At 65.1% G+C, this 21309-nt stretch carries 23 protein-coding genes; 7 read left to right on the top strand and 16 right to left on the bottom strand.

All coding sequences use genetic code 11. From position 1 onward, the window contains the following. Positions 1 to 10: 10 nt before the first annotated feature. Together DEIDE_RS11545 and DEIDE_RS11540 are read right to left on the bottom strand one after the other, a co-directional pair. Positions 11 to 595: a DinB family protein gene (locus DEIDE_RS11545; protein WP_012694140.1), complete on the bottom strand. Its 585-nt coding sequence runs from the start codon at positions 593 to 595 to the stop codon at positions 11 to 13. A 30-nt stretch (positions 596 to 625) separates the two neighbouring features. After that, positions 626 to 1642, bottom strand: a complete 1017-nt coding sequence (locus DEIDE_RS11540) for a GNAT family N-acetyltransferase (RefSeq protein WP_012694139.1) — start codon at positions 1640 to 1642, stop codon at positions 626 to 628. A 175-nt stretch (positions 1643 to 1817) separates the two neighbouring features. Here DEIDE_RS11540 and DEIDE_RS11535 point away from each other — a divergent pair, with 175 nt between their 5' ends. After that, positions 1818 to 2912 (top strand): DUF4384 domain-containing protein, encoded by a 1095-nt coding sequence (locus DEIDE_RS11535; protein ID WP_012694138.1) that lies wholly within the window; start codon positions 1818 to 1820, stop codon positions 2910 to 2912. Positions 2913 to 2990: 78 nt separating this feature from the next. On the opposite strand, the gene DEIDE_RS11530 is transcribed toward DEIDE_RS11535, so the two are convergent. The 7 genes from DEIDE_RS11530 to DEIDE_RS11500 all read right to left on the bottom strand — a co-directional run bounded on the left by DEIDE_RS11530 (position 2991) and on the right by DEIDE_RS11500 (position 9371). Further along, on the bottom strand, positions 2991 to 4700 hold the full coding sequence (locus tag DEIDE_RS11530; RefSeq protein ID WP_012694137.1) for a M3 family oligoendopeptidase: 1710 nt from the start codon (positions 4698 to 4700) through the stop codon (positions 2991 to 2993). A 53-nt stretch (positions 4701 to 4753) separates the two neighbouring features. Beyond that, positions 4754 to 5566, bottom strand: coding sequence for a PSP1 domain-containing protein (locus tag DEIDE_RS11525; protein ID WP_049760473.1), 813 nt, complete (start codon positions 5564 to 5566; stop codon positions 4754 to 4756). 174 nt (positions 5567 to 5740) lie between these two features. Next, positions 5741 to 6118 (bottom strand): RidA family protein, encoded by a 378-nt coding sequence (locus DEIDE_RS11520; RefSeq protein WP_012694135.1) that lies wholly within the window; start codon positions 6116 to 6118, stop codon positions 5741 to 5743. 154 nt (positions 6119 to 6272) lie between these two features. Further along, positions 6273 to 7331, bottom strand: coding sequence for a PP2C family protein-serine/threonine phosphatase (locus tag DEIDE_RS11515; protein ID WP_041227247.1), 1059 nt, complete (start codon positions 7329 to 7331; stop codon positions 6273 to 6275). Positions 7332 to 7497: 166 nt separating this feature from the next. Beyond that, positions 7498 to 7902: a methylglyoxal synthase gene (locus DEIDE_RS11510; protein ID WP_012694133.1), complete on the bottom strand. Its 405-nt coding sequence runs from the start codon at positions 7900 to 7902 to the stop codon at positions 7498 to 7500. Continuing rightward, positions 7899 to 8795: a DUF1206 domain-containing protein gene (locus tag DEIDE_RS11505; RefSeq protein ID WP_242402913.1), complete on the bottom strand. Its 897-nt coding sequence runs from the start codon at positions 8793 to 8795 to the stop codon at positions 7899 to 7901. Before DEIDE_RS11505 ends, DEIDE_RS11510 begins: the two co-directional genes overlap by 4 nt. Before the next feature lie 84 nt (positions 8796 to 8879). Continuing rightward, positions 8880 to 9371, bottom strand: a complete 492-nt coding sequence (locus tag DEIDE_RS11500) for a type III secretion system chaperone family protein (RefSeq protein ID WP_041227604.1) — start codon at positions 9369 to 9371, stop codon at positions 8880 to 8882. 119 nt (positions 9372 to 9490) lie between these two features. Between DEIDE_RS11500 and DEIDE_RS11495 the strand changes: the two genes are divergently transcribed. Next, entirely contained in the window at positions 9491 to 10537 is a 1047-nt protein-coding gene (locus DEIDE_RS11495) for a bifunctional nicotinamide-nucleotide adenylyltransferase/Nudix hydroxylase (RefSeq protein ID WP_012694130.1), read from the top strand. Positions 10538 to 10783: 246 nt separating this feature from the next. On the opposite strand, the gene DEIDE_RS11490 is transcribed toward DEIDE_RS11495, so the two are convergent. The 6 genes from DEIDE_RS11490 to DEIDE_RS19755 all read right to left on the bottom strand — a co-directional run bounded on the left by DEIDE_RS11490 (position 10784) and on the right by DEIDE_RS19755 (position 15300). After that, the gene (locus DEIDE_RS11490; RefSeq protein WP_012694129.1) at positions 10784 to 11722 is read right to left on the bottom strand and encodes a pseudouridine-5'-phosphate glycosidase; all 939 of its coding nucleotides are present in this window, start codon (positions 11720 to 11722) and stop codon (positions 10784 to 10786) included. A 33-nt stretch (positions 11723 to 11755) separates the two neighbouring features. Next, the gene (locus tag DEIDE_RS11485) at positions 11756 to 12874 is read right to left on the bottom strand and encodes a PfkB family carbohydrate kinase (RefSeq protein ID WP_012694128.1); all 1119 of its coding nucleotides are present in this window, start codon (positions 12872 to 12874) and stop codon (positions 11756 to 11758) included. 31 nt (positions 12875 to 12905) lie between these two features. Further along, positions 12906 to 13757 carry an HpcH/HpaI aldolase/citrate lyase family protein gene (locus DEIDE_RS11480; protein WP_012694127.1) on the bottom strand — a complete coding sequence of 284 codons (852 nt, stop codon included), beginning with the start codon at positions 13755 to 13757 and terminating at the stop codon, positions 12906 to 12908. Between the two features lie 96 nt (positions 13758 to 13853). Further along, positions 13854 to 14246 (bottom strand): VOC family protein, encoded by a 393-nt coding sequence (locus DEIDE_RS11475; RefSeq protein WP_012694126.1) that lies wholly within the window; start codon positions 14244 to 14246, stop codon positions 13854 to 13856. A 31-nt stretch (positions 14247 to 14277) separates the two neighbouring features. Further along, entirely contained in the window at positions 14278 to 15153 is an 876-nt protein-coding gene (locus DEIDE_RS11470; protein WP_012694125.1) for an RIO1 family regulatory kinase/ATPase domain-containing protein, read from the bottom strand. A 12-nt stretch (positions 15154 to 15165) separates the two neighbouring features. Continuing rightward, a complete protein-coding gene (locus tag DEIDE_RS19755) occupies positions 15166 to 15300 on the bottom strand; it encodes a hypothetical protein (RefSeq protein ID WP_275040564.1) in 135 nt (44 codons plus the stop codon). Between the two features lie 161 nt (positions 15301 to 15461). Between DEIDE_RS19755 and DEIDE_RS11465 the strand changes: the two genes are divergently transcribed. The 3 genes from DEIDE_RS11465 (at position 15462) to DEIDE_RS11450 (ending at position 17613) form a co-directional block, all read left to right on the top strand. Continuing rightward, the gene (locus DEIDE_RS11465) at positions 15462 to 15665 is read left to right on the top strand and encodes a hypothetical protein (RefSeq protein ID WP_041227246.1); all 204 of its coding nucleotides are present in this window, start codon (positions 15462 to 15464) and stop codon (positions 15663 to 15665) included. 92 nt (positions 15666 to 15757) lie between these two features. Further along, a complete protein-coding gene (locus DEIDE_RS18050; RefSeq protein WP_012694124.1) occupies positions 15758 to 16693 on the top strand; it encodes a hypothetical protein in 936 nt (311 codons plus the stop codon). Positions 16694 to 16788: 95 nt separating this feature from the next. Beyond that, positions 16789 to 17613 carry an EamA family transporter gene (locus DEIDE_RS11450; protein ID WP_162485607.1) on the top strand — a complete coding sequence of 275 codons (825 nt, stop codon included), beginning with the start codon at positions 16789 to 16791 and terminating at the stop codon, positions 17611 to 17613. On the opposite strand, the gene DEIDE_RS11445 is transcribed toward DEIDE_RS11450, so the two are convergent. Further along, positions 17594 to 19603, bottom strand: a complete 2010-nt coding sequence (locus DEIDE_RS11445) for a S9 family peptidase (RefSeq protein WP_012694122.1) — start codon at positions 19601 to 19603, stop codon at positions 17594 to 17596. The two genes, DEIDE_RS11450 and DEIDE_RS11445, sit on opposite strands and share 20 nt — an antisense overlap. A gap of 220 nt (positions 19604 to 19823) precedes the next feature. Here DEIDE_RS11445 and DEIDE_RS11440 point away from each other — a divergent pair, with 220 nt between their 5' ends. Continuing rightward, complete coding sequence (locus DEIDE_RS11440; RefSeq protein ID WP_012694121.1) at positions 19824 to 20015, top strand: hypothetical protein; 192 nt, start codon at positions 19824 to 19826, stop codon at positions 20013 to 20015. A 95-nt stretch (positions 20016 to 20110) separates the two neighbouring features. After that, the gene (locus DEIDE_RS11435) at positions 20111 to 21205 is read left to right on the top strand and encodes a M20 family metallopeptidase (protein WP_012694120.1); all 1095 of its coding nucleotides are present in this window, start codon (positions 20111 to 20113) and stop codon (positions 21203 to 21205) included. Positions 21206 to 21309 lie beyond the last annotated feature (104 nt).

Below are 21309 nucleotides of genomic sequence, written 5' to 3'. Positions count from 1 at the left end.
CTGCCGTGACTTAACTCATCCCGGTATGGGACGCGTCCCTGGGTGAGTTGTCCTGCTCCAGTGTCAGGTGAGCCTGGGCCAGGTGATGGCGCAGATGCCAGTCGTGCTTGTTGATCAGCTGCCACAGGTCGTGTGGTCCCTCGCTCGGGTGCATCACCTGACGGCTCAGGGCCGCCGGGTCCACACCCTGGAGCAGCGCAACCCAGCGCGTATTGATGACCTCCATCAGCGCCACGGCGTCCTCGACAGGCAGCGTGTAGTCCGGCAGGGTCACGGCCGCATCCTGATCGAACGGCTGGATCATGTAGTCCGGGATGGTCAGGCCCATGCGCAGGCGGTGCAGCCCATGCAGATGCGCGTCGGCGGTGTGGTGGGCCAGCTGATACAGGGTCCAGCCTCCAGGGCGGTAGGTCCGGGCCAGTTCAGCTTCACTGCGGTTTTCCAGCAGCTCCCGCCACGCCCCCACCGCGGCCCTCGCCTTGACGGCCATCTGCTCCAGGGTGGCGGGGACGCGTGCGTCGCCGGGCAGCTGTGGCAGAGGACCGATCGGGTACTGGGGGTCCAGGGGCTGGGCATGTGGCTGGTGGTCAGTCATGCGCCGAGCATAAGCCCTGCGCGGGGCCTTTCAGGCGAGCTTGAGTTGCCACTCGGTGAAGCTGGCCCACGGCTCGAAGCCCAGCGCCACGTTGATGCCCAGCATGGCCTCGTTCACGTTGGCATTGTTGGTCCGCACCCATCGGGCTCCGGGGCACTCGCGCTGTACGTGGCGTAGCATGGCTGCCTTGAGCCATTTGCCCAGCCCCAGCCCGCGTGCACCGGGACGCACGGCTGTAGCGCCCTGGTAGACCAGCGAGGCCCGTTCGGGCATCCAGAACACCTCGGTGTAGCCGTCAAGCTGGCCGGTACGGGTGTCTTCCACGGCCATCATGAAACGCGTCTCACCAGCTTCGGCAATCATGGCGTCCCAGGCACGGATCATGTCCGGAGTGATGGTCCAGTCGTCAACTTCCAGGTCGCCACGTGGCGCAGTATTCATGACCATCATCATGTCGGCGGCGCGGTCCAGGAACTCGTCGGGAATGACGGTCCAGGTGTGCAGGCGGTAGGGATCACCCTCAGGGCGGATCAGCCACTGATCCACCAGCGCCGGATTCAGCGCGGTAAGGTCCAGCCGGCTCTGGCGCATAGGCAGGGCAGGTTCGGCGTTCAGCGTGCGGGCATAGGCTTCCCCCGCCGGAGCACGGCTGGTGGTGCCGAAGGTAATCAGCGTCCGGCCTGCACGCCGGGCAGCGTCTTCAAGGGCGTGCCCCAGGGAGCGTCCCATCCCCTGGCGGCGGGCGTCGGGATGGACGACCAATCGGGCATGGGCCGCGTGCAGATTCTGTTTCTGGTCGTAGCTCAGCATGCCCCAGCCCAGGGCCCGCTCCTGATCCCAGATTACGAAATGCTCGGCTTTCTCATCAGGACTCAGGTGCGTGAGGCTCAGTGCTTCCTTCTCGGGCAGCAGGGCCGGGTCCTCGGGGTAGGCATACGCATAACTTTCAGCCAGAAGAAGACCTACGGCAAGGCGCTGCTCTGGCGTGGCGCTGTCTGGCATAAATGCCACCACATTGTGGGTCAGGGGAGCAAAGGACGTCGTCATAGAACCAGTGTGCTCCTGCCTCTACCTGGGAGCATCGGCACAATGGCGCAGGCTGCCCCTGGCCGTCCGGCTCAGGCGAAAGCTGCTTTTTATGCTTTCTTGAGACCACGCGGAGTCTGAAGGCATTTTCAGGATTCATCAGTCAGGGGTCATACCTCCACGCAAGAATCGCGGCATGAATAAAAAGACCCTGACTGCGCTTATGGCTCTGACCACGGCCACCACCCTCGGTACCGCTTCTGCTCAGGGACGCATCAGTGCCCAGAGCATCATCGTCAACCCCACCCAGCCCGACCTGAGCGTCAGCGTGCGTGTGGACAAGGATGCCAGCGGCAACCAGAACCCCGCCTACCGCATCGGCGAGAAGATCACCCTGAGTGCCACCGTCAACCGCGACGCCTACGTCTACCTCTTCAACGTGGATCCCAGCGGCGAAGTGGATCAGGTCCTGCCCAACCGTCTGGGCGGCGACAACTTCGTCAAGGCGGGCACGACGCGTTCCTTCCCGGCCCCGGGCGACAGCTTCACCTTTGACGTCGGTGGCCCCGTGGGCCAGAACAAGGTGCTTGCCCTGGCCAGCCTGACGCCGCTGAACCTGGACCAGATCAGCAGCTTCAAGACCACTCAGGACCAGTTCGCGACCGTGAACGCCAAAGGACAGGCCGGGCTGGCCCAGGCCCTGAGCATCGTGGTTAACCCCCTGCCCCAGAACAGCTGGGTCAGTGACACCGCGTTCTACCAGGTGGTGGCCCAGAACCCCGTAACCACCGGTAGCCTGTTTGTCGGCACCAACGTCAACGCCACGGTGATCCTCAATGGTCAGCGTCTGGGCGGCAGCAACGTCACCTACAGCAACCTGCGCGCCGGCACCTACCCTGTGCGGATCCAGGCGCCCGGCTATAGCGACTTCGCCACCACCGTGACCATCCGCCAGGGCACCATCACCAACCTGAACGTGGACCTTGCACCAGCCCCTCAGGCCGTGGTTCAGGCTCCTGCCACGACCGGCAACGCCTTCCTTGACCTGGTCGGCGGCCTGCTGGGCGCCATCACCGGAACCCAGCTGCAGGACCCCGCCCGCAGCGCACTGGACCAGAAAGTCACTGAGCTGCGCAATGAGGGCTACACCGTGCAGGGCACCCGCACCACCACCACCGGCTACGTCAGCACGCTGTCCAAGGGTGCCAGCACCGTGACCGTCACCGTGACCCGTGGCGCCAACCGCACCCTCACTGTTCAGGTCACCGAAACCACCAACTACCGTTACTGAGCTCCAAAGAGCCAGCAACACCGCCCCTGGAAACCCAGGGGCGGTGTTTTGTGTCCCGGTGACGTTGGGAAGCCGTGGTCAGGCCTGCAACTGCTCTTTCAAAAATGCCATCAGCCCGCGGATATAGTCGCGGTCGAAGCGGAACTCCACGCCTGTTGCCCGGTACAGTTCCGGGACCGGCGAGGTGCTGCCCAGGCGCAGGCTGGCCTTATAGCGTGCCAGCGCACTGGCCGCGTCACTTCTGGCCTCGCGCCAGATGCCGACCGCCGCGAGGTAGCACATGGCGTATTCGATGTAATAAAAAGGTGCCTGGAAGATGTGGTAGTACTGCCACCCCTTGGCCCGGATGCCTTCGTTCAGGCCTTCCCACTCGACAAAGGGATGAAAGGTCCGGTCCAGTTCCAGCCATTTATGGTCCAGGTCCGCCACGGTCAGCTTCTCTGGCGCCTCGGCGTACAGCCAGTGCTGGAAGGCGTCCATCTGAGCTGCCCAGGGCAGAAAGCCCACCACACCCTGAAGCAGCTTCTCGCGGTAGCGGGCCAGTTCGTCACCGCTCAGCGCGTGGCCCAGATGGTCCAGGGTCAGGAATTCCATGGCCATGCTGGGAATCTCCACGAACTCGATGGGGCTCCAGCGGTTCCACACCAGAGGCTGCGCGTCCCCGCTGTAAAAGCCGTGGAAGGCGTGGCCGACCTCATGAAACAGCACGCGCACGTCCTCGGCGGTGCCCACTACGTTCATCAGCACGAAAGGCTCATTGGTGGTCGGGAAGTACTGACAGTAGGCGTGGGTCATCTTGCCGGGACGGGATTCGAGGTCCAGCAGCCCGGTCTCGCGCATCTGCTGGAAACGTGCGGCGAGGTCCTGATCCAGGCCTGCAAAGGCACGCTGCGCCAGCTCTTCCAGCTCTACGCCCGTCTTGAAGGGCTTGAGGCTCTCGCGGCCTTGGGGGTCGAGCAGGTTGTTGCGGTTGTAGTCCCAGGGCCGGATGCGGTCCAGACCAAGTTGGGTGGCAATGGCGCCCATGAGCTCGGTGGTCAGGGGCACCACCTCGTCGCGCACCGCTTCATGAAAGGCCCGGCAGTCGGCGGGGGTGTAGTCCACCCGGTCGAGCTCCTTCCAGCGGAAGTCCCGGTAATTGGTCTCGTCAGCGTTGCGCGCCAGCTGCCGCCGGGTGGCGATCAGGTCCAGCATCACGGCGTCAAGGTCAACGGCGACCTTCAGGTTGCTGTCAGCCAGCGCGTGCCAGGCTTCCTCGCGTTCACGGCGTTCAGGGCTGTCGAGGCGCTGCCTGGCCTGGGGAATGGTCAGCTCCTGGCCTCCCAGCATGACCTTCTGGTTGCCCGTCAGTACCGAATGGCGGTTTTTCTGCGCCTCGTGGACCACACCCAGGTCCACGTTCGCCTCGCGGAACAGGGCTGCGGCGTCACGGAACCGCCGGTAGTTGAGCGCAAAGTCCGCTGGAGGCGTGTAGTCCGGCACCGACAGCAGCTTCTGGATCAGGGCGTGGCCCGCCCGCTGGGCCGAGGGCATCACCTGCGCCAGGAATTCCTGGTAGCGGATCTGCGCAGCCGCGTCGTCCGTGTGCAGATCCGCATGGACCGAGAGCTTGCTGCCAACGTCGTTCAATTCAGCGCTCAGGGCACTCCAGCGCGCCAGCCAGTCGGGCACGGCGGCCGCTGTGAGATTCTGTTCCTGCAAAGCCACAAACCGGGGCGCGTAGGTCTCCCAACGCCCCTGCGTGTCGCTCACCTGCAGCTTGCGTTCGACTGCTTCAAGTTGAGTCATCGCCCCCGAGTCTAGAGGCCAGGCGCCTGAAGCGGCCCGCAGATGGCGCCGGGTCAGCTGGCGCCTGTACCGGGATCCCGGCGAGGCGGGCGGGCACCCTTCTCGGATGGAATGCGAGCTTCCTCTGTTGCGCGGCGCAGGTCAGCGGCCGGCACCCCCAGAAGCGTGCCCTGATCGGTATGCACGTCCACTGTGCCGCTCAGCGGATGCAGTTTGGTGACCTTGCCGCAGGCCCCGGAGCCCTCGTGACAAACCTTGGCGTTCTTGCGCGGCAGGTCCTTGAGCAGCTCCAGGTACTGGGTGTGCTCGAACTGCAGGCAGCACAGCAGCCGTCCACAGGGTCCGGAGAGCTTTTCCGGGTTCAGGGGCAACTGCTGGTCGCGCGCCATGCGGATGCTGACCGGTGCAAAGTCCTGCAGGTGGTTGCTCGAGCAGTTCTCGCGGCCGCACGCCCCCAGCGTCCCGATCATCTGAGCCTGTTCACGCGGACCCACGGCGGCGAAGTTCACGCGTGCCCGGGTATGTGCCCGCACTTCACCGATCAGGCTGGTCAGCTCAATACGCTCGTCGGCGCTATAACTTACGGTCACCAGGCTCTCGTCGAGGGTGAATTCCACGGCAACGAGTTTCACAGGCAATGAGCGCTCACGCGCCCGGGCCCGCAGCAGCCACTTCAGGTCCTCGCCCTGACGGTGCAGGTCTTCCCACCGGGCCAGGTCCTCAGGGGTGGCAGCGCGCAGCACCATGCCGTAGCGCTCCTGGGCCTTGCGCTCGCCCGGCTCGCCGCGTACCGTCGCAACTTCCGGGCCGCGCTTGCCCTGCACGACCACTTTTGTCCCGACCGCATGCGGGACCTCGCTCAGCATCGGGTGCAGGCGCGGACTCCGCTCGAATCGTATGGGCAGGACAAACACGCTTTGCACAATGTCACGTCCGGCCACCACGTGCCAAGAGCCATGACACAAAGCGCCCCCAGCCCCGTTGCAGGGGTGGGGGCAACACTCCGGAATCGGGGTTATTCCCCGGAGTATTCAGGCTGCTTAGTGCCGCTCGGCTATGACCTCGATCTCTACTCGCACGTCACGTGGGAGCCGGGCCACCTGAACGGTGCTGCGGGCTGGGTACGGAGCAGGAAAGTGCTTCTCATAGACCGCGTTCATGGCTGCGAACTCGTTCATGTCGGCCAGGAACACGGTGGTCTTGACTACCCGCGCCAGATCGGTACCGGCCGCCGCCAGCACCGCTTTCAGGTTGGCGATCACCTGTTCGGTCTGCTCGGTGATGCCGCCTGCAACCAGATCCCCGGCGGGGGTCAGGGGAATCTGCCCGCTGGTAATGACCAGATTGCCGAAGCTGACTGCCTGGCTGTAGGGACCAATAGCGGCCGGCGCACTGTCCGTCTGCACAATGTCTTTCATGAATGCACTGTAGCGGTTCTGCTGCTGGCCCCTGCATTCCGTGACTGGGCAGCCGTCCCGACATGCTCCTTGTGCCCGGCTGACGGGAGCCAGAGAGATGCAGAATGCCCCCGCCGGAGCGAGGTGAACCACAGGCCGGATTGCTGAACGTCTCCTACCGGTGGGATTTCACATCAGATGCGCGCCGCCCGGTGACGCGGCTCAGGGCAGCGCGGGGACGCTCAAGGTAACGTTGTGCCTGGCGCGTCAGCGTGACACGTTGCCCAACCATGATCAGAAGCATGACCACGCTCCCCAGGATCCCGAGCAGTGACCGGTGCTCCGGGATCAGAATCACACTCAGCAGCGTAAAATAGGCCAGCATCAGCAGCACATAGGTCACCAGGCTGTTGCCCCGATGGGTACTGAGCAGGATATCGGCGTAGACGGGCCCGTCGGTGCGCGGCGGGGGCAGTTCGTAATTGGGAAGACGGGATTCGCGCAGCACATCCACGATCAGCGCTGTGATGTTGTCCGGTCCTCCGGCGTCATTGGCCGCATTGACCAGCTGCCGCACCGTGTCCTGCGGGGTACCGCTACTGAGCAGCATGATCAGATTCTCTTCGCTGACCACGCCGCTCAGGCCGTCACTGCACAGCAGCAGACGGTCTCCGGCGTGCAACGGTACACCAAACATTTCCAGGCGAACGCGTTCTTCGCCGCCCAGGGCATTGCTGACCACACTGCGCCACTGATGGGTGCGGGCCTCTTCCTCGGTCAGCAGTCCCAGACGAACCTGTTCGGCCACCCAGGAGTGGTCCTCAGTGAGGCGGTGCAGGGTGCCTTCGCGCAGCAGATACGCCCGCGAGTCCCCCACGTGCGCAATCAGCAGGGCGCCCCGGTCAATCACGGCGGCCAGCAGCGTGGTGCCCATCCCCATGTACTCCCCGACCGCGTGGTGCAGGACAGCCAGATTGGCCGCCTGTACCGCTGCAACCAGGCGCGTTGGGGGCGTTCCGCGCTCCTCGGCATAGTGTTGTGCCAGGGCGTCCAGAGCGAGATTGGCGGCCAGTTCTCCGGCGGCATGTCCGCCCATGCCATCAGCCACAGCGTACAGGCCGCCTTGTGGCAGGTCTAAAGCCAGCGCCGCGTCCTGATTTACGCCGCCCTGTCTCTGACGCCCCACGTCTGTCAACAGACCAAAGCTCAGAGCGGGCGTTACCGGAACGCGCATGAGTTCAATATAAGCTACCGGCTCAGGAACTCGACATATCCATCAGGTTCAATCCAGACCGGTCTAACCCCGTCTGTCCGGTATCTCTTGAAAACGCACTTCGCCTGTTCTGCTGAAGGTCTGAAGCTGTCAGCGGACCACAGAAAACCATACCTGACTGCTGCGCTCAGCTGCCAATCCCGCTCTGGGTTTTAAGCCACAGCATCAGCGCTTCCGCACTGGCCGGATTGGTTGCCAGGGGAATGTCATGCACGTCGCACAGACGTACCAGCGCTGAGACATCCGGCTCATGCGGCTGGGCAGTCAGCGGGTCACGGAAAAAGAACACGGCCAGCACAGCTTCGTCTGCGAGGCGCGCGCCGATCTGCTGATCGCCACCCAGCGGACCGGACAGGACCCGTTCTACCTGCAGGCCGGTCTGCTTTTGCAGCACGCTGCCGGTGGTTCCAGTGGCGACCAGATGAAAGTTCGCCAGCGTTTCGCGGTGCGTCAGGGCAAACATGGCCAGTTCGAGCTTTTTCTTGTCGTGGGCAATCAGCGCCACCTGCCGTTTGACCGAAGATCCAGTCATGCGGCGCTGCCCTCCACGCGGATGCGGCGGTACAGGGCCTGCACGCCACACCACACCCCATAACACAGGGTGCCCAGGGCCAGCACGCCCAGCAGGAAGTTGCCGGCTGGTTGCTGGTTCAGCCAGGTCAGGACCTCGGAAACCCCAGGAACCATGCCTGCTTTGTTCCGCCACGCGGCTACCAGCAGGAAGACTCCGATGATCCCCAGGGTGATTCCCCGGGCTCCGATGCCAATTTGCCCGATTCGCTTGAGCTTCTCGCCGTGCCCGGCCGAGCCACTGAATTTCATGCGCTTCATAAACTTTGCACCGGCCGCACTGTACAACTGGTTGCCCGCAACTGCCAGGAGCACCAGGCCTGCCAGCCCAAGCAACAGCTGTCCACCAGGAAGCGCCAGGACGTCGCCAGCGGCCTGCGCCTCACTCTGCTGGTTGCGTGAGGCGCTGCCCCGCATGGCTAGACGTGCGGCAAACAAGGCCAGACCCAGATTTACCAGGCCGCTGAGAAAGTAGCCAATTCGCTTGACGATGCCCTTGGCTTCCTTGCCCTGCCGCTCGGGGTCCAGAAAAGCACGAACCATCTGCCATAGCGCGTAGCCGATCAGGCCCAGCACAAGCAGCCACATCAGAATTGTCCCGCCCGGCAGGTCCTGCAAACGGATCAGTGCGCCCTGCGAATCGGTGGTGGCGCCTCCGCGGCCCAGGGCGACGCTCAGGGCCAGCATGCCCACCATGCCGTATACCAGACCCTTGCTGGCGTAGCCGAAGCGGGCCAGGGCCTCCAGACCGGGAGCTGCCTTGTGCGTCGCGTCGCTGACCTCGGTCCCAGCCTTATGCATGCCCGCTTCAACCCCGTGCGCCACTCTTTTTCCCGTCTGCTTGAGGTCTGCCATGATCCTTTAGTGTGCGTCCGACGCTCACACAGCATTTCCATGTTGCGTTCGCCTTCTCTTTACGCAGTGGGCCTGCCTGCTCGATCAGGGCAGCTGCTGTTCAAATTCCTGCAGATCAGCCAGATACTCGCTCATCCAGGTCTGCAGGGCGGTGTCGGTAAAGCCCCCGCGCAGCATCTGGCTGGAGTCCAGGAAGTAGCGATTGCGGTAGATGTATGCCTGGGTGTAATAGTTGCTGTTCCAGCTGTTGACCAATCCCGGGTTCAGGGCACCCAGGCGCTTGTGATAGTCCCAGGAGGCGCTGGCCGTGACCCGCAGGCATACACCCTGAACGCAGCCGCTCAGCCACAGATCCAGTTCGCGTGGACCTGCCATCACGGTCATGCCAGGGTCACGGCCAGGTTTCTCCGGGTTCAGAATTACGCGGTACCCAGCGCGTTGCAGGCTGGCCGCCACGGCACCGGGAGTCGCTGCCAGCAGAGGGCGACCGGCTGGATTGCCCCCCGCGCCTCCTGCCACGGCGTGCGGGAGACAGGTCAGGCCCAATGTGGCGCCCAGGAGCAGCGTTCTTCTCATGTTAACCACATTACCCGGTCTGTCGCGCCAGCAATTTCATGTAACCTCGAGGTAGCGCGGGGCTGAGGCAGGGGAAGTCCTCATGATCTTCAGGGTAAAACTGCACCATCGTGAGGATCATGGCTGCCCCCTTGTCCAGCGGTTCCCGGCGCAAGCGCACCTTCGGCGTGTATATCGGCCGGTTCGAACCGCCGCATCAGGCGCATCTGCTGGTGATGCTCGAAGCGCTGCAGAGCGTTCAGAAACTTATTGTTGTTGTCGGTTCTGCACGTGCGGCGCGCAACACGAAAAATCCCTTCACAGCCGAGGAACGCCAGGACCTGATCACGGCCATGCTGCTGGAGGCCGGCGTCCCAAGGAGCCGGGTGCTGTTCGTGCATGTGCGTGACTACTTTTATAACGAGAGCCTGTGGTTGTCCGAGGTACAGGCCGGAGTCCAGGCTCATACCCGGGGCAGCACGGATGTGGCCCTGATCGGTCACCTGAAAGATGAAAGCAGTTACTACCTGCGTTCCTTTCCGGCCTGGGAATTCATTCCTACGCACGTGGTGAGTGCCCTGAGTGCCACGGACGTCCGCCGGGCTTACTTTGAAGACCGGGTAGAAGACGTGCCGGGCATGGTGCCCCCGGCTGTGCACGCCTTCCTCGTTCAGTTCCGCCAGACCTCCGAATACGCCGAACTGCGCGCCGAGTACGACTATCTGCGTGACTACCGGGCCGCCTGGAAGGACGCTCCCTTTCCGCCGGTGTTCGTGACCACGGACGCGGTCGTTACCCGGAGCGGACACGTTCTGCTGGTGCGCCGCGGTGGGATGCCTGGTCGTGGCCGGCTGGCCATGCCAGGTGGGTTCCTGGAACAGAAAGAGACACTGCTGGAATGCTGCGTTCGCAACGTCCATGAGGAAACCGGAGTGGGTGAAGGCACGCATCTCTCTGCTGCCCTGAAGTCACAGGCAGTGTTCGACTACCCGGACCGCAGCCAGCGAGGCCGCACGGTGACACACGCCTTTTACTTCGACCTGGGCATTGGCCAGCTGCCCCGCCTGAGCAGAGGAAGCGACGCCACCGAGCCCCTGTGGCTTTCCCTGAGTGACGCCATGAGCACCCCCGAACTGTTTTTCGAGGACCATCACGCGATTATTGAGCACTTTTTGATGCGGGGTTGAGGGCCTGAGCGCAGCTATTCCTGCGCCAGCAAGACAAGAAAGGCATAGGACCACCTCCGAGCCTGAGGCTATCCAGTACGGCGGCGTCAACCTGCCCAGCAAGGTGGCTGGAACGCTACGGAGGAGAAGACCTGCTCTCTGAGCCTGTACTCCTCAGGAGGTTGTCTGTCTCCGAAATGGGAGTAAGCAGCGCCGGGTCTGGAGATTGTCGCCTCAGACCCAGCCGCTTTGCCTGCTCAGGGTCCCTTACAGCAGGGCGTATTCAGCCGCGACCCGCGCCGCCACTGCCGCGTTATGCCGCACCAGGGCGATATTGGTCTCCAGGCTCCGGCCCCCTGTAATTTCCACGATGCGGCCCAGCAGGTACGGCGTGGTGTCTTTGCCAGTCAGCCCCAACGCGTCCATGTCTGCCAGAGCCTGCTCGATATGCGGCGTGATCTCGGCTGCCGGAATCTCACTTTCCTTGGGGACCGGGTTGGCCAGAAGAACGCCGCCAGACAGGCCCATGGTCCATTTGGCCTTCAGCACGCGGGCCACCTGGGCTTCGTTCCGCACGGTCAGGGGTGATCTGAAGCCGCTGGACCGGGAGTAGAAGGCCGGGAATTCCTCGCTCCCCAGCGTAATGGCCGGGACTCCCTGCGTTTCCAGGACCTCCAACGTCAGCCCTATATCCAGGATGCTCTTGACACCGGCGCTGACCACGCAGACATCGGTACGGGCCAGTTCCAGCAGGTCAGCACTGATGTCCATGGTCTGCCCGGCGCCGCGGTGAACGCCGCCTGTGCCGCCAGTGGCAAAGACCCGGATGCCTGCCAGCGCCGCGATTCGCATGGTCGAGGCGACCGTCGTGGCGCCGTGTCCGCCCAGGGCAACTGTCACTGGCAGGTCACGGGTGCTGATTTTCTGCACGCTGCTGTCCGTGGCCAGCAGGTGCAGTTCCTCTGGTGTGAGTCCTACCTTCAGCCGCCCCCCCAGCACCGCGATGGTGGCAGGGGTGGCGCCATGCTCCCGCACCACGTCTTCGACGCCGCGGGCCATGTCCACGTTCTGCGGGAAGGGCATGCCATGGCTGATGATGGTGCTTTCCAGGGCGACCACCGGCTGTCTGGCTTGCAGGGCGGCGGCAACATCAGGGTGAAGGTCCATCAGGGCGGCGAGGTCAGGGCTGAGGGGAGCATGGGTCATGGTCAGGGTGTCCTTTCGGGGGAGAAGGTGGGCTCAGGCAGAAGTCAGCCGGGCCCGCAGCGTTTCGGGGCTGAGGTCCGGCACGACCGTGAAGGGGCTTTCGATGGTCAGGGCAGCAGCGGCATGCCCATGCCGGGCCGCCTCGGTGGGGGAGAGGCCTGCAACCAGCGCGGCCAGGAACGCCGCCAGCATGGCGTCTCCTGCGCCGGTCACGTCACGCAGGGCCGCAGGCAGGGCTGGCAAGGTTTGGGCCCCGTCAGGGGTAGACACCAGACTGCCCAGGGCACCCCGGCGGATCCAGATCAGGTCCACACCCTGGTCGTGCAATTCCAGTGCGGCGGTGCGCAGGTCTCCGGGCGTATCGGGGACGGTGCGTTCCAGCAGGGCAGCCAGTTCCGCGACATTCGGTGTGATCAGGGCCGGAGCCCGCCTGGCCTTCAGGGCGGGGCGAAGCTGAGCCGCCTTGGGAACGCTGACGGGCTCGAAGGCCACCTGCACGCCGGCCTCTGCACTCAACTCCAGCAGCAGCAGCAGGGTGTCCTGCCGGAGGTTGCCGTCCGCGACGATCCAGGAGGCGCCGCGCAGCAGACCACGCCGCTCACGCAGGGCGGCAGGGGAGAGGCGGTCCATGACTCCCATGGCGGCCACCGCCACCACAAGTTCGCCGGTCTCGTCGAGCACAGCGGTATAGGTGCCGGTAGGTTCGTCAGGCACCCGGAGGACGCCGCGCACCTCTACGCCTGCGGCCTCAGTTTCGCGCAGCAGGGCGTCACCCAGGACATCGCGGCCCACCGCCGAGACGAGGCTGACGGGAACCCTCAGGCGGCCCAGGTTTTCTGCAACGTTGCGGGCCACTCCGCCGGGAGTCTGGGTGGTCATCCCGGGGTTGCTGGTGGCCAGGACACACGACTGCGACGTGCGCGCTTTCAGGTCCATGTTGGCGCCGCCCACCACCACGATGCGCGGAGCCTCCTGGGCGTCAGGCAGGATGTAGCCGCGTCCGAGCAGGGCTCCTTTGCGGACCAGACTGCTGACGTGCACGTTCACGGCTGCCCGGGAGGTGCCCAGCTGGCGGGCCAGATCCTCGGGAGTAGACAGCGGAGACGCCTGGATCAGCTTCAGGAGTTCCTGCTCACGGTCAGTCAGGGCCATTGCTTAAGCAGGATAAACCTCTTTGCTGCAATTAAGCAAGTGGGTCGCCGGAAGAGCTGGTGCCGCGCGAGGCTTCCCAGAGGTCAAGCTGCTCCTGGGCGTCATCGGCGTGCATCTGCTCAACCAGCGCGCCCTGATAGGTGGCTACGCTGCGCCCCTCGGCCCGCGCCGCCGACCACGCGGCCAGAAGACCCCTGGCGCTCTGGGCTTCCGCCTCCGACACGCCGTAAGCCTCGTTGGCGGCCGCCACCTGTCCCGGGTGAATCACAGTCTTGCCGGCAAAGCCCAGGGCGCGGCCCTGGAGGCACTCCCGCTCAAACCCCTGGAGGTCCCGGACATCGTTGTAGACCGCGTCTACCGGCACTTTCCCACAGGCGCGTGCGGCCAGCACGACGGCCGACAGCGCGTGCAGCAGTGGCAGCCGGTCCGGATGCATACGGGTGCGCAGCGCACGGGCCAGGTCATTGGCTCCGGCCAGCAACCCGGCCACACCCGGCACCGCGGCAATCTCGGGTGCCGCAAGAACCCCGCAGGGTGTCTCGATCATGGCCCACAGGGGAACGTGCACCTGCAGGGCATGAAGCTGCCGCGCGTCCTCCACTTTTGGAAGAACCAGTCCATCCACGCCCGAATAGAGCGCCATCTCCCGGTCGTCGTGTTCCCACTCGGAGCCGTGGCCGTTGACCCGCACCAGGACCGGGCAGGCCCAGTCGGCCCGCAGCGCTTCACGGACGTTATACCTGGCTTCGGTCTTTTTTTCGGGCGCCACGGCGTCTTCTAGGTCCAGGATCACGGCGTCGGCCCCCAGCGTCAGCGCTTTTTCGATAGCGCGGGGTTTATCGCCCGGCACGTAGAGCATGGAGCGCGGCGGCCTAGTGCGCATTGCCGGTCTCCGTCTGGCGGTGAGGCTTGTGACGCTGGGCAGCGCTGGAAACAAGCAAGAACGGCAGCAGCGCCAGGAAGAATTTCAGAGGGCGGCTCATGCGTCCAGTATTCCCCAAATGCTCGGCGGCGCCAGTTCCAGCACATTGCCGGCCGGATCATGAAAGTACAGGCTCTCGCCCCTGTCTCCCCACGCATAGCGGGTGACTTCAAGGCCGTGCGATATCAGGCGGGCCTCCCAGCCGTCGGTCTGGTCCCGGGCGATCGCCAGGCAGGCATGCCCCCCGGCTTTTCCGGAATGGGACGGCACACCGTTGGTTTGTGCAAGGCCTGCTGGACTGAAAATCAGCAGCATGCTGCCCTCAAGCTGGTAGAAGAGGTGCCGCCCGGCAACTTTGCTGTGCAGCGTAAGGCCGAGCACCTCCGTATAGAAGGGCTCGGCCAGGGCAAGGTCGTCGGCGTACAGGCAGGTTTCCAGGGCGCGCAGCATTCCGCACTCTAACGGTGGGTGTGCGGGCAGTTCATGGCAGCGTGACCCGCGGAGTGGGTGCGGGGCCCAGGGCGCGGCGCTGCACGTCACGCAGGGTCTGATCACCACTGATCTGCAGGCCGTGCTTGAGGAAGCTGGTCGCCAGACTTTCGGCGTCGCGGCGCAGCAGCGCCTGGAAGTTCGGGTTCTGCCGGGTGGCAAGTTGCGGAAAATCGATGATGGTCACGGTGTCCTCCCACCAGAGAAGGTTGTAGGTGCTGTAATCGCCGTGCACGTAACCCAGCCGCAGCAGGTCGGCCATGCCGCTCAGGGCCTGTGCCCAGGCTGACTGCGCCTGCGCAGGGCTCAGCCTGACGTCGCTCAGGCGCGGGGCCACGTGGTCCTCGGTGCCGATCAGGCGCATCAGCACAGCTGGGACGGTCTCGGCGTAATCAACCGGAAAGGGACCGGCCAGCGGTTCAGGAACATTCAGCCCGGCATGCCACAGGGTCCACAGATGGGCGTACTCGGCCAGAACCCAGCCTGACTGCAGCATGTCCAGGCCACGGCGGGTCCGCTGCTGCATGGCCTTGGCAGCGCGCCGGTCCAGGATCACCTGACCCTCGCGGTAGACGCTGTCGTCTTTGAAACTGCGTGCCTGGAGGTCGCGGTAGATCTTGAGCAGCAGGGTGCCGCTGGGGCCCCGCGCAACGTAGGCGGTGGCTTCCTTGCCGCTTTTGAGCTCGGCCACCACTTCCGTCAGGTGCCCCAGATGCACCAGGCGGCGGATGATGTCGTCGCCCTGATCTGCGCTGGGCTGGGCGGTCAGGTCAGCCAGGCGGCGGCGTCCCTGCGGTTTGTGCCTCTTGCGGCGGAGGCGCTGCCCGCCCCCGTCCCACTGCTCGTCATCGAGCCAGCGGGCACTCAAGAGATCCCCCGGTCAGGGTGCTGGTGTGAAACTCGGATCAGGCCCGAAGGTGGGCGCTGCGACTGGTGCAAAATCATTCTCCTTGTTGGAGCCGTTCTCGAAGCCTCTTGCGGTCACGGTCAGACGGACGTTGATGATTTCGGTCATACGCAGCACCTCCTTCGTTGGTGTGCATGTACGGTAGCAGGCCAATAGGGCGCTGGTCACTAAGCCAGCCGGCCTAGCACCCAGGCAGGCCAGGAACGCCCACTGCTGTGCCGTGACCTACAGGGCCAAATGCGTGGTCCTGAACATGCAAGGCTGGCATTATGGATCTGGATTCCTGGACCCCTGATGACAATGCCCGCCGACTTGCCACGCTGATCGCCACAGCGGTGGGCGTGTTTACCTTTGTGGCGCTGTGGCTTGGAGCGTCTCTTCATGCGCTGCTGGGGCTCGTGCTGGGCGCCGTACTTGGTGTGGTGGTGTGGTTCATTGCCCGGCGGCTGCTCGTGTCCTGGTTCCGGCGCTGAGGATGCCATGAGCCATCCGTGACCGCCGGATTCATGAGGTCGGTGGTAGACTCCGGGGTACGCCCGCGCCATGCGCGGAAAAGGAGAGCACCATGACCGACAACCATGAACAACGCGCCCAGACGGAGCAGACGCCCGAAGAGCTGCGCGACATTATTCCTCAGCTGCAGGGTGAACCCGACGAGGATCCTGTGCTTGACGCTGAGGAAGCCGACACTGAGGCCGGGACTGATGCCAGCGCCGCAGTGGGCGCTGAAGACGACGGCGAAGAACTCGAAGACGAGTTCATTGATGCCGATGATCTGCTCGCCCTGCTGAGCGAGATGAAAGAAATGCTTGAAGCCCAGGGCAAGGAAATCCGCGGCCTGCGCCGTGAAATGCGCGAAATGCGTGAAGCCCAGGGGCAGGGCGGCGGCTTCCGTGGCGGCGACCGCAGCTCGGGTGGCGACCGGGGCCCCAGTGGTGGCGACCGTCAGGGCGGCGGCGGCTTCCGTCCCCGTGAAGACCGCGGCGGCTTCCAGGACCGCAGTGGCGGCGGTGACCGTGGCGGCTACCGTGGCGGCGGCGACCGTGGCTTCAGTGGCGGTGACCGTCAGGGTGGCGGCGGCTTCCGTCCCCGCGAAGACCGCGGCGGCGACCGTGGCTTTGGTGGCGGCGACCGTCAGGGCGGCGGCGGTTTCCGTCCCCGTGAAGACCGTGGCGGCTTCCAGGACCGCAGTGGCGGCGGTGACCGTGGCGGCTACCGTGGCGGCGGCGACCGTGGCTTTGGTGGCGGCGACCGTCAGGGTGGCGGTGGCTTCCGTCCCCGCGAAGACCGCGGCGGCTTCCAGGATCGCAGCGGCGGCGGCGACCGTGGTGGCTTCCGTCCCCGTGATGATCGTGGCGACCGTCCCGCTCCTCAAAGCGGCGGCTTCCAGGACCGCGAGTTCCGTCCCCGCGACACCGACGCCGGTGCAGGCGACGGCGGCTTCCGTCCCCGCGCCCGTGCTGACCGTGGCTGGGGCAACAAGCGCACCGACGAGGAATAACCTCACATCTGTCTGAAGGCCGGGCCATGCGCCCGGCTTTTTTGTCTTCACGCCGGTGTTGCTACACTCCGGCTCATGTCTGACAGGGAGCGGTCCTGAATCCTGCGCTGTGGGGCCTGATGTCTGCAGGTGCCTATGGTGTGGGTGACTTCCTGTCTGGCCTGGCCAGCCGGCGTGATCCAGCCCTGCGGGTGGTGGCTCTTACCCATCCACTGAGCGTTCTGGCTCTGGCCTTTCTGGCTGTGTTGCTTGACCAGCCGGTTCCGCCTGCTTCTGACCTGTGGTGGGGCACTGCAGCCGGTGTTGTAGGTCTGGGCGCCGTCCTGGCCTTTTACCGGGCGCTGGCGCTGGGGCCGATGGGAACCGTGTCGGTCGGTGCCGGCGCGCTGTCGGCCCTTGTCCCGGTAGCGTTCGGCTTGCTGGCTGGCGAAAGATTGGGAGTACTGGGTTGGGCCGGAGCTGGTGCGGCCCTGCTGGGGTGCAGCCTGCTGAGCCTGACGCCAGGACGGGGTGCTCAGGGAGCCCAGGGCCCGGCCCTGGGACTGCTGGCCGGGCTGGGGTTCGGGCTGTTCTTTGTGCTGCTTGGACAGGCCCAGGCTCCCGGGGTCCTGTGGACTCTGGTCGCTGCTCGCGTGGCCAGCTCCCTGGTGGTGGTACCGCTGGCCATGCGCCTGGTTGGTCTGCGTCCGCAGGCGCCAGGGTTGACGCTGGCCTCGGCGCCTGGTGACACCTTGGGCAATCTGTTTTATCTGCTCTCGGCGCAGGGAGGCGGACTGGCTCTGGCTGGCCTGTTGACCAGCCTGTATCCGGCCCTGACCACGCTGCTGGCGGTGGCTTTGTTGCGCGAACGGTTACGCCCAGCACAGTGGCTGGGCGTTGGCATAGCGCTGGCGGGCGCGGTTATGCTGTCGCGGCGGTAACTTCAGGACTTGCGGCTGCGTCCGGCGCCTTGCCCAGCCAGCGGTCAAGCCAGTTCAGGTACTCGTGCAGACGGGTCAGGCGCCGGTCCGGGCGGCCCGAGCGGCTCAGTTCATGATCCTCGCCCGGAAAGCGCACGAAGCGGGTGGGCACGCCGTGCAGCGTCAGTGCGGCGTACCACTGCTCGGCCTGCTCGATAGGACAGCGGTGGTCCAGCACGCTGTGGACGATCAGGGTGGGGGTGCGGACATTTTCCACGTACTGCAGCGGGCTCATGTCCCACAGTTTCGGCACGTCGGCGCGGCGGTGAAAGTTGAGGCCCAGCTCGTCATCCCAGAAGCGCAGACCGATGTCCGAGGTGCCGCCGAAGCTGATCAGGTTACAGATGCTGCGGTCGGTCACAGCGGCCTGGAAGCGGTCGGTGTGCGCCGTGATCCAGTTGGTCATGAAGCCGCCGTAGCTGCCGCCCATGACAGCGGTGCGGCTGGCGTCAAGCACAGGATGGGCTTCCAGGCAACGGTCGAAGAAGGCCAGCAGGTCAGCCATGTCCACGGTGCCCCAGCGGCCGTGAATGTCATCCACCCAGGCCTGTCCGTAGCCCACCGAGCCGCGCGGGTTGCTGTAGCACACGCCGTATCCGCGCGCCGCCAGCAACTGGAACTCGTGGGTGAACGCGTGGCCGTAATCGGTGTGTGGGCCGCCGTGAATGCTCAGCAGGGCTGGCGCCGGCGCGTGGCCGTCGGGCAGCAGCACCCAGCCTTCGCCCTCGCCCAGGTCGGTCTGGAAGGTCACACGCTGCGGGGCGCGTGCCGGGAAGGCAAGCCGGGCGTTCAGGTCCGTCACCAGCTGACCGCTCAGCTCTACTTCCGGGAAGCGGGTGGCAGTTTCGCGGATCACGGCCACGCCGCCGCCACGTGCGGTAAAGGCGGGAATGACAGCCTCGGGGTCGTGCGTGTGGGCCTGAACCTGCCCACCAAGCGTGGCGGTAAACAGCCCACAGCTGCCGCGCACGGTACTGGAGAACAGAATGGTGCTGGCGTCCAGCCACACCGGGCGGTCCGGCAGCGCACCCACGTGGCAGTCTCCGCCCACCAGGTTGCCGACCGGATGATCATGCCCTTCATCCAGACGCGTGAATTCTCCATTCGGATGAAGCAGATAAAGGTGAGCATGCTGGGTGTTGCCCTGACCTTCAGGGCGGCCGACCAGCGCGAAGCGCTCACCGTCCGGATGTGGAATCACGGTCGAGATGCTGGCGTTCCAGTGCGTGATCTGGGCCGCTTCGCCGGACAGCGGCAGGCGGTAGACCTCACTCTGCCACTGCGTGGCGCTGAACTCATCCACGCTGGAGACGAACAGCACGCCGTCGCTGCCCGGCAACCACGCCACGCTGGTGATTTCCACGGCGGGCGCATGCCACTCGGTCAGATCGTCCTGTGCCACGTCGTACAGCCACAGACGGGCGGCCCGTTCCGGCAGCCAGTCACGGCCGTTGAAGCGGTAGCGGGGGCGGGTGATGACGCGGGCCTCGCCGCGCTCGTCGCGTTTGTCCTCGTCGTCGCCGGTGCTCAGAAACGAGATGAAGCGTCCGTCCGGGCTCCACTGCACGTCCTGAACCGGCTGCCGGAAGTCGGTCACCCGCCGCGCCTCGCCCCCGTTCAGCGGCAGCAGGTGCAGCTGACCCTTGCGTCCGTTGCTGTCGCGCACAAAGGCCAGTGTGGCGCCGTCGGGTGACCAGCGTGGCGCCGCGTCACGCGCCTCGCCCTGGGTGAAGGCCTGGGCCTGTTCACCCGAGGAAAGCCAGATCTGGGATTTGTAGCGTGGGCGGGCCCAGTCAGCCTCGGGCTTGTGGACGTCTTCTTCCTCTACCCGGGACAGCACGAAAGCCACCCGGGTGCCATCAGGGGAGATCTGCGGATCACTGGGAAAGGCAAGATCGAGCAGGCTTTCCGGGGTGGCGGCGCTTTCCGACTCTGGCTGTCGTGACGTCATGCCACAGTCAAGCACACGCCGCTGTCTGGAACAGGGCCAGCAGTTCGGTCCTGCGGGACGCTCATGATCGATTCCTGAAGACGACTTGAGGGGATTTCGCACGTTTTCTGATGGGCGCACTTTTATGCTGAAGACACCGGAAATCCGGCGTGTTCGCCTTTTCGACCTTGTTCCCCGAGACCCTGCGTCCGGGCTGATCGACATCCCTGGAGGAGATCTCATGCAGGAACTTGCATGCACGTGGGTACCAGGCACCCTGGACATTGTTCGACTTAAAGTCGGCACCAGCACTATTGAACTAACCAGTACCCGGCTGGCCCGTATTTTTGGCCCGCAGGCCCTGAATGACCTGTACCTGAAAGGCCGCGCAGTGGTGAAGGCCGACGCCCGCCAGGTGGCCATGCTGGCCTGAATCTGCCTTTTGCCATCCAAGGGCGCCTCCTCTCTTCGTGGAAGGAGGTGCCCTGCTGTCTGTGGCAACTGCGGCCAAAGGGGTAGCATCGGGCCATGTTTCCTGACCTGCAGGCCATGCTGGCCGACCTGAAGACCCTTGTCAGCATCGAATCCCCATCCAGTGATCCGGTTGCTGTGGCCCGGGTGATGGACGTGGTGGAAGACTGGGCCCGCGCCCTGGGTGCCGAGACCCACGCCCTGCCCGGCGGCACCCGCAGGTTTACTTTCGGGGACAGTGACGCAGGTGGAGGCGTGCTTGTCCTGACCCATGCCGATACGGTCTGGCCGCACGGCACCCTGGAGCAGATGCCCTGGCGCCAGGAGGATGACCGGGTCTACGGCCCCGGAACCTACGACATGAAGGCCGGAATCGTCGGGCTGTTCCACGTGCTGCGGTCCATGAACGGCCAGTGGCCGGTGGGCGGGGTCACGGTACTGCTGACGCCCGACGAGGAAATCGGCAGTCCCAGCAGCCGCGCCCATATTGAGGCGGCCGCCGAGAACGCCCGCGTCGTGCTGGTGGTCGAGCCGCCGGTAGCTGACAGTCACAACCTGAAAACGGGCCGCAAGGGCACCGGCACATTCACACTCCGCTTTCACGGGGTGGCCAGCCATGCAGGCAACAAACCCGAACTGGGAGCCAGCGCCATTACTGCTGCCGCCGAAGCTGTGCTGGCCACGCAGGCCCTGGCCCGTCCCGAGGTCGGGACCACCATCAGTGTGGGCCTGATCCAGGGGGGCAGTGCCGTGAACGTCATTCCGGCCGAGGCGCAATTGGACATCGACATCCGTGTGTCCACACTGGCTGAGGCTGAGCGCGTCACCCAGGGCATCCGCGCCCTGCGGCCCAGCGACCCACGCGTGCAGCTGGAAGTGTTTGGGGGCCTCAACCGCCCGCCCTTCGAGCAGACGCCCCGCGCCCTGGACCTGTTTCAGCAGGCACAGGCGATTGCCCGCGAGCTGAACTTCGAGGTCGGTGGAGAATTCGTGGGCGGCGGCAGTGATGGCAACTTTACCGCGCCCCTCGCTCCAACCCTTGACGGTCTGGGCGCGCCAGGGGACGGTGCGCACGCCGCCCACGAACATGTCCGGTTGAACCGCTGGCCCGATCATGTCCGGCTTCTTCAGCGTCTGATGCGGGAAGCCTGAGCCAGATCTCGTTTCGCTTCCGAAGAAGAAGCCGGGACAGAGAGTGGGGGTACGCAGCCCGTTGTGCTCATGCTTCTCGGCGCCCGGTGGTTTTCGTCGTCGCA

Origin of the sequence: Deinococcus deserti VCD115, assembly GCF_000020685.1 — a bacterium.
Lineage (GTDB): Bacteria > Deinococcota > Deinococci > Deinococcales > Deinococcaceae > Deinococcus > Deinococcus deserti.
The sequence above is the reverse complement of the archived record's forward strand: the minus strand, read 5'-3'. Positions and strand labels throughout refer to the sequence as shown.

Bases quoted from the DNA above. Each gene is read 5' to 3' on its own strand.
- DEIDE_RS11545 (WP_012694140.1), bottom strand. From the start codon at position 595: ATGACTGACCACCAGCCACATGCCCAGCCCCTGGACCCCCAGTACCCG.
- DEIDE_RS11540 (WP_012694139.1), bottom strand. From the start codon at position 1,642: ATGACGACGTCCTTTGCTCCCCTGACCCACAATGTGGTGGCATTTATG.
- DEIDE_RS11535 (WP_012694138.1), top strand. From the start codon at position 1,818: ATGAATAAAAAGACCCTGACTGCGCTTATGGCTCTGACCACGGCCACC.
- DEIDE_RS11530 (WP_012694137.1), bottom strand. From the start codon at position 4,700: ATGACTCAACTTGAAGCAGTCGAACGCAAGCTGCAGGTGAGCGACACG.
- DEIDE_RS11525 (WP_049760473.1), bottom strand. From the start codon at position 5,566: ATGCTGAGCGAGGTCCCGCATGCGGTCGGGACAAAAGTGGTCGTGCAG.
- DEIDE_RS11520 (WP_012694135.1), bottom strand. From the start codon at position 6,118: ATGAAAGACATTGTGCAGACGGACAGTGCGCCGGCCGCTATTGGTCCC.
- DEIDE_RS11515 (WP_041227247.1), bottom strand. From the start codon at position 7,331: ATGCGCGTTCCGGTAACGCCCGCTCTGAGCTTTGGTCTGTTGACAGAC.
- DEIDE_RS11510 (WP_012694133.1), bottom strand. From the start codon at position 7,902: ATGACTGGATCTTCGGTCAAACGGCAGGTGGCGCTGATTGCCCACGAC.
- DEIDE_RS11505 (WP_242402913.1), bottom strand. From the start codon at position 8,795: ATGGCAGACCTCAAGCAGACGGGAAAAAGAGTGGCGCACGGGGTTGAA.
- DEIDE_RS11500 (WP_041227604.1), bottom strand. From the start codon at position 9,371: ATGAGAAGAACGCTGCTCCTGGGCGCCACATTGGGCCTGACCTGTCTC.
- DEIDE_RS11495 (WP_012694130.1), top strand. From the start codon at position 9,491: ATGGCTGCCCCCTTGTCCAGCGGTTCCCGGCGCAAGCGCACCTTCGGC.
- DEIDE_RS11490 (WP_012694129.1), bottom strand. From the start codon at position 11,722: ATGACCCATGCTCCCCTCAGCCCTGACCTCGCCGCCCTGATGGACCTT.
- DEIDE_RS11485 (WP_012694128.1), bottom strand. From the start codon at position 12,874: ATGGCCCTGACTGACCGTGAGCAGGAACTCCTGAAGCTGATCCAGGCG.
- DEIDE_RS11480 (WP_012694127.1), bottom strand. From the start codon at position 13,757: ATGCGCACTAGGCCGCCGCGCTCCATGCTCTACGTGCCGGGCGATAAA.
- DEIDE_RS11475 (WP_012694126.1), bottom strand. From the start codon at position 14,246: ATGCTGCGCGCCCTGGAAACCTGCCTGTACGCCGACGACCTTGCCCTG.
- DEIDE_RS19755 (WP_275040564.1), bottom strand. From the start codon at position 15,300: ATGACCGAAATCATCAACGTCCGTCTGACCGTGACCGCAAGAGGCTTC.
- DEIDE_RS11465 (WP_041227246.1), top strand. From the start codon at position 15,462: ATGGATCTGGATTCCTGGACCCCTGATGACAATGCCCGCCGACTTGCC.
- DEIDE_RS18050 (WP_012694124.1), top strand. From the start codon at position 15,758: ATGACCGACAACCATGAACAACGCGCCCAGACGGAGCAGACGCCCGAA.
- DEIDE_RS11445 (WP_012694122.1), bottom strand. From the start codon at position 19,603: ATGACGTCACGACAGCCAGAGTCGGAAAGCGCCGCCACCCCGGAAAGC.
- DEIDE_RS11440 (WP_012694121.1), top strand. From the start codon at position 19,824: ATGCAGGAACTTGCATGCACGTGGGTACCAGGCACCCTGGACATTGTT.
- DEIDE_RS11435 (WP_012694120.1), top strand. From the start codon at position 20,111: ATGTTTCCTGACCTGCAGGCCATGCTGGCCGACCTGAAGACCCTTGTC.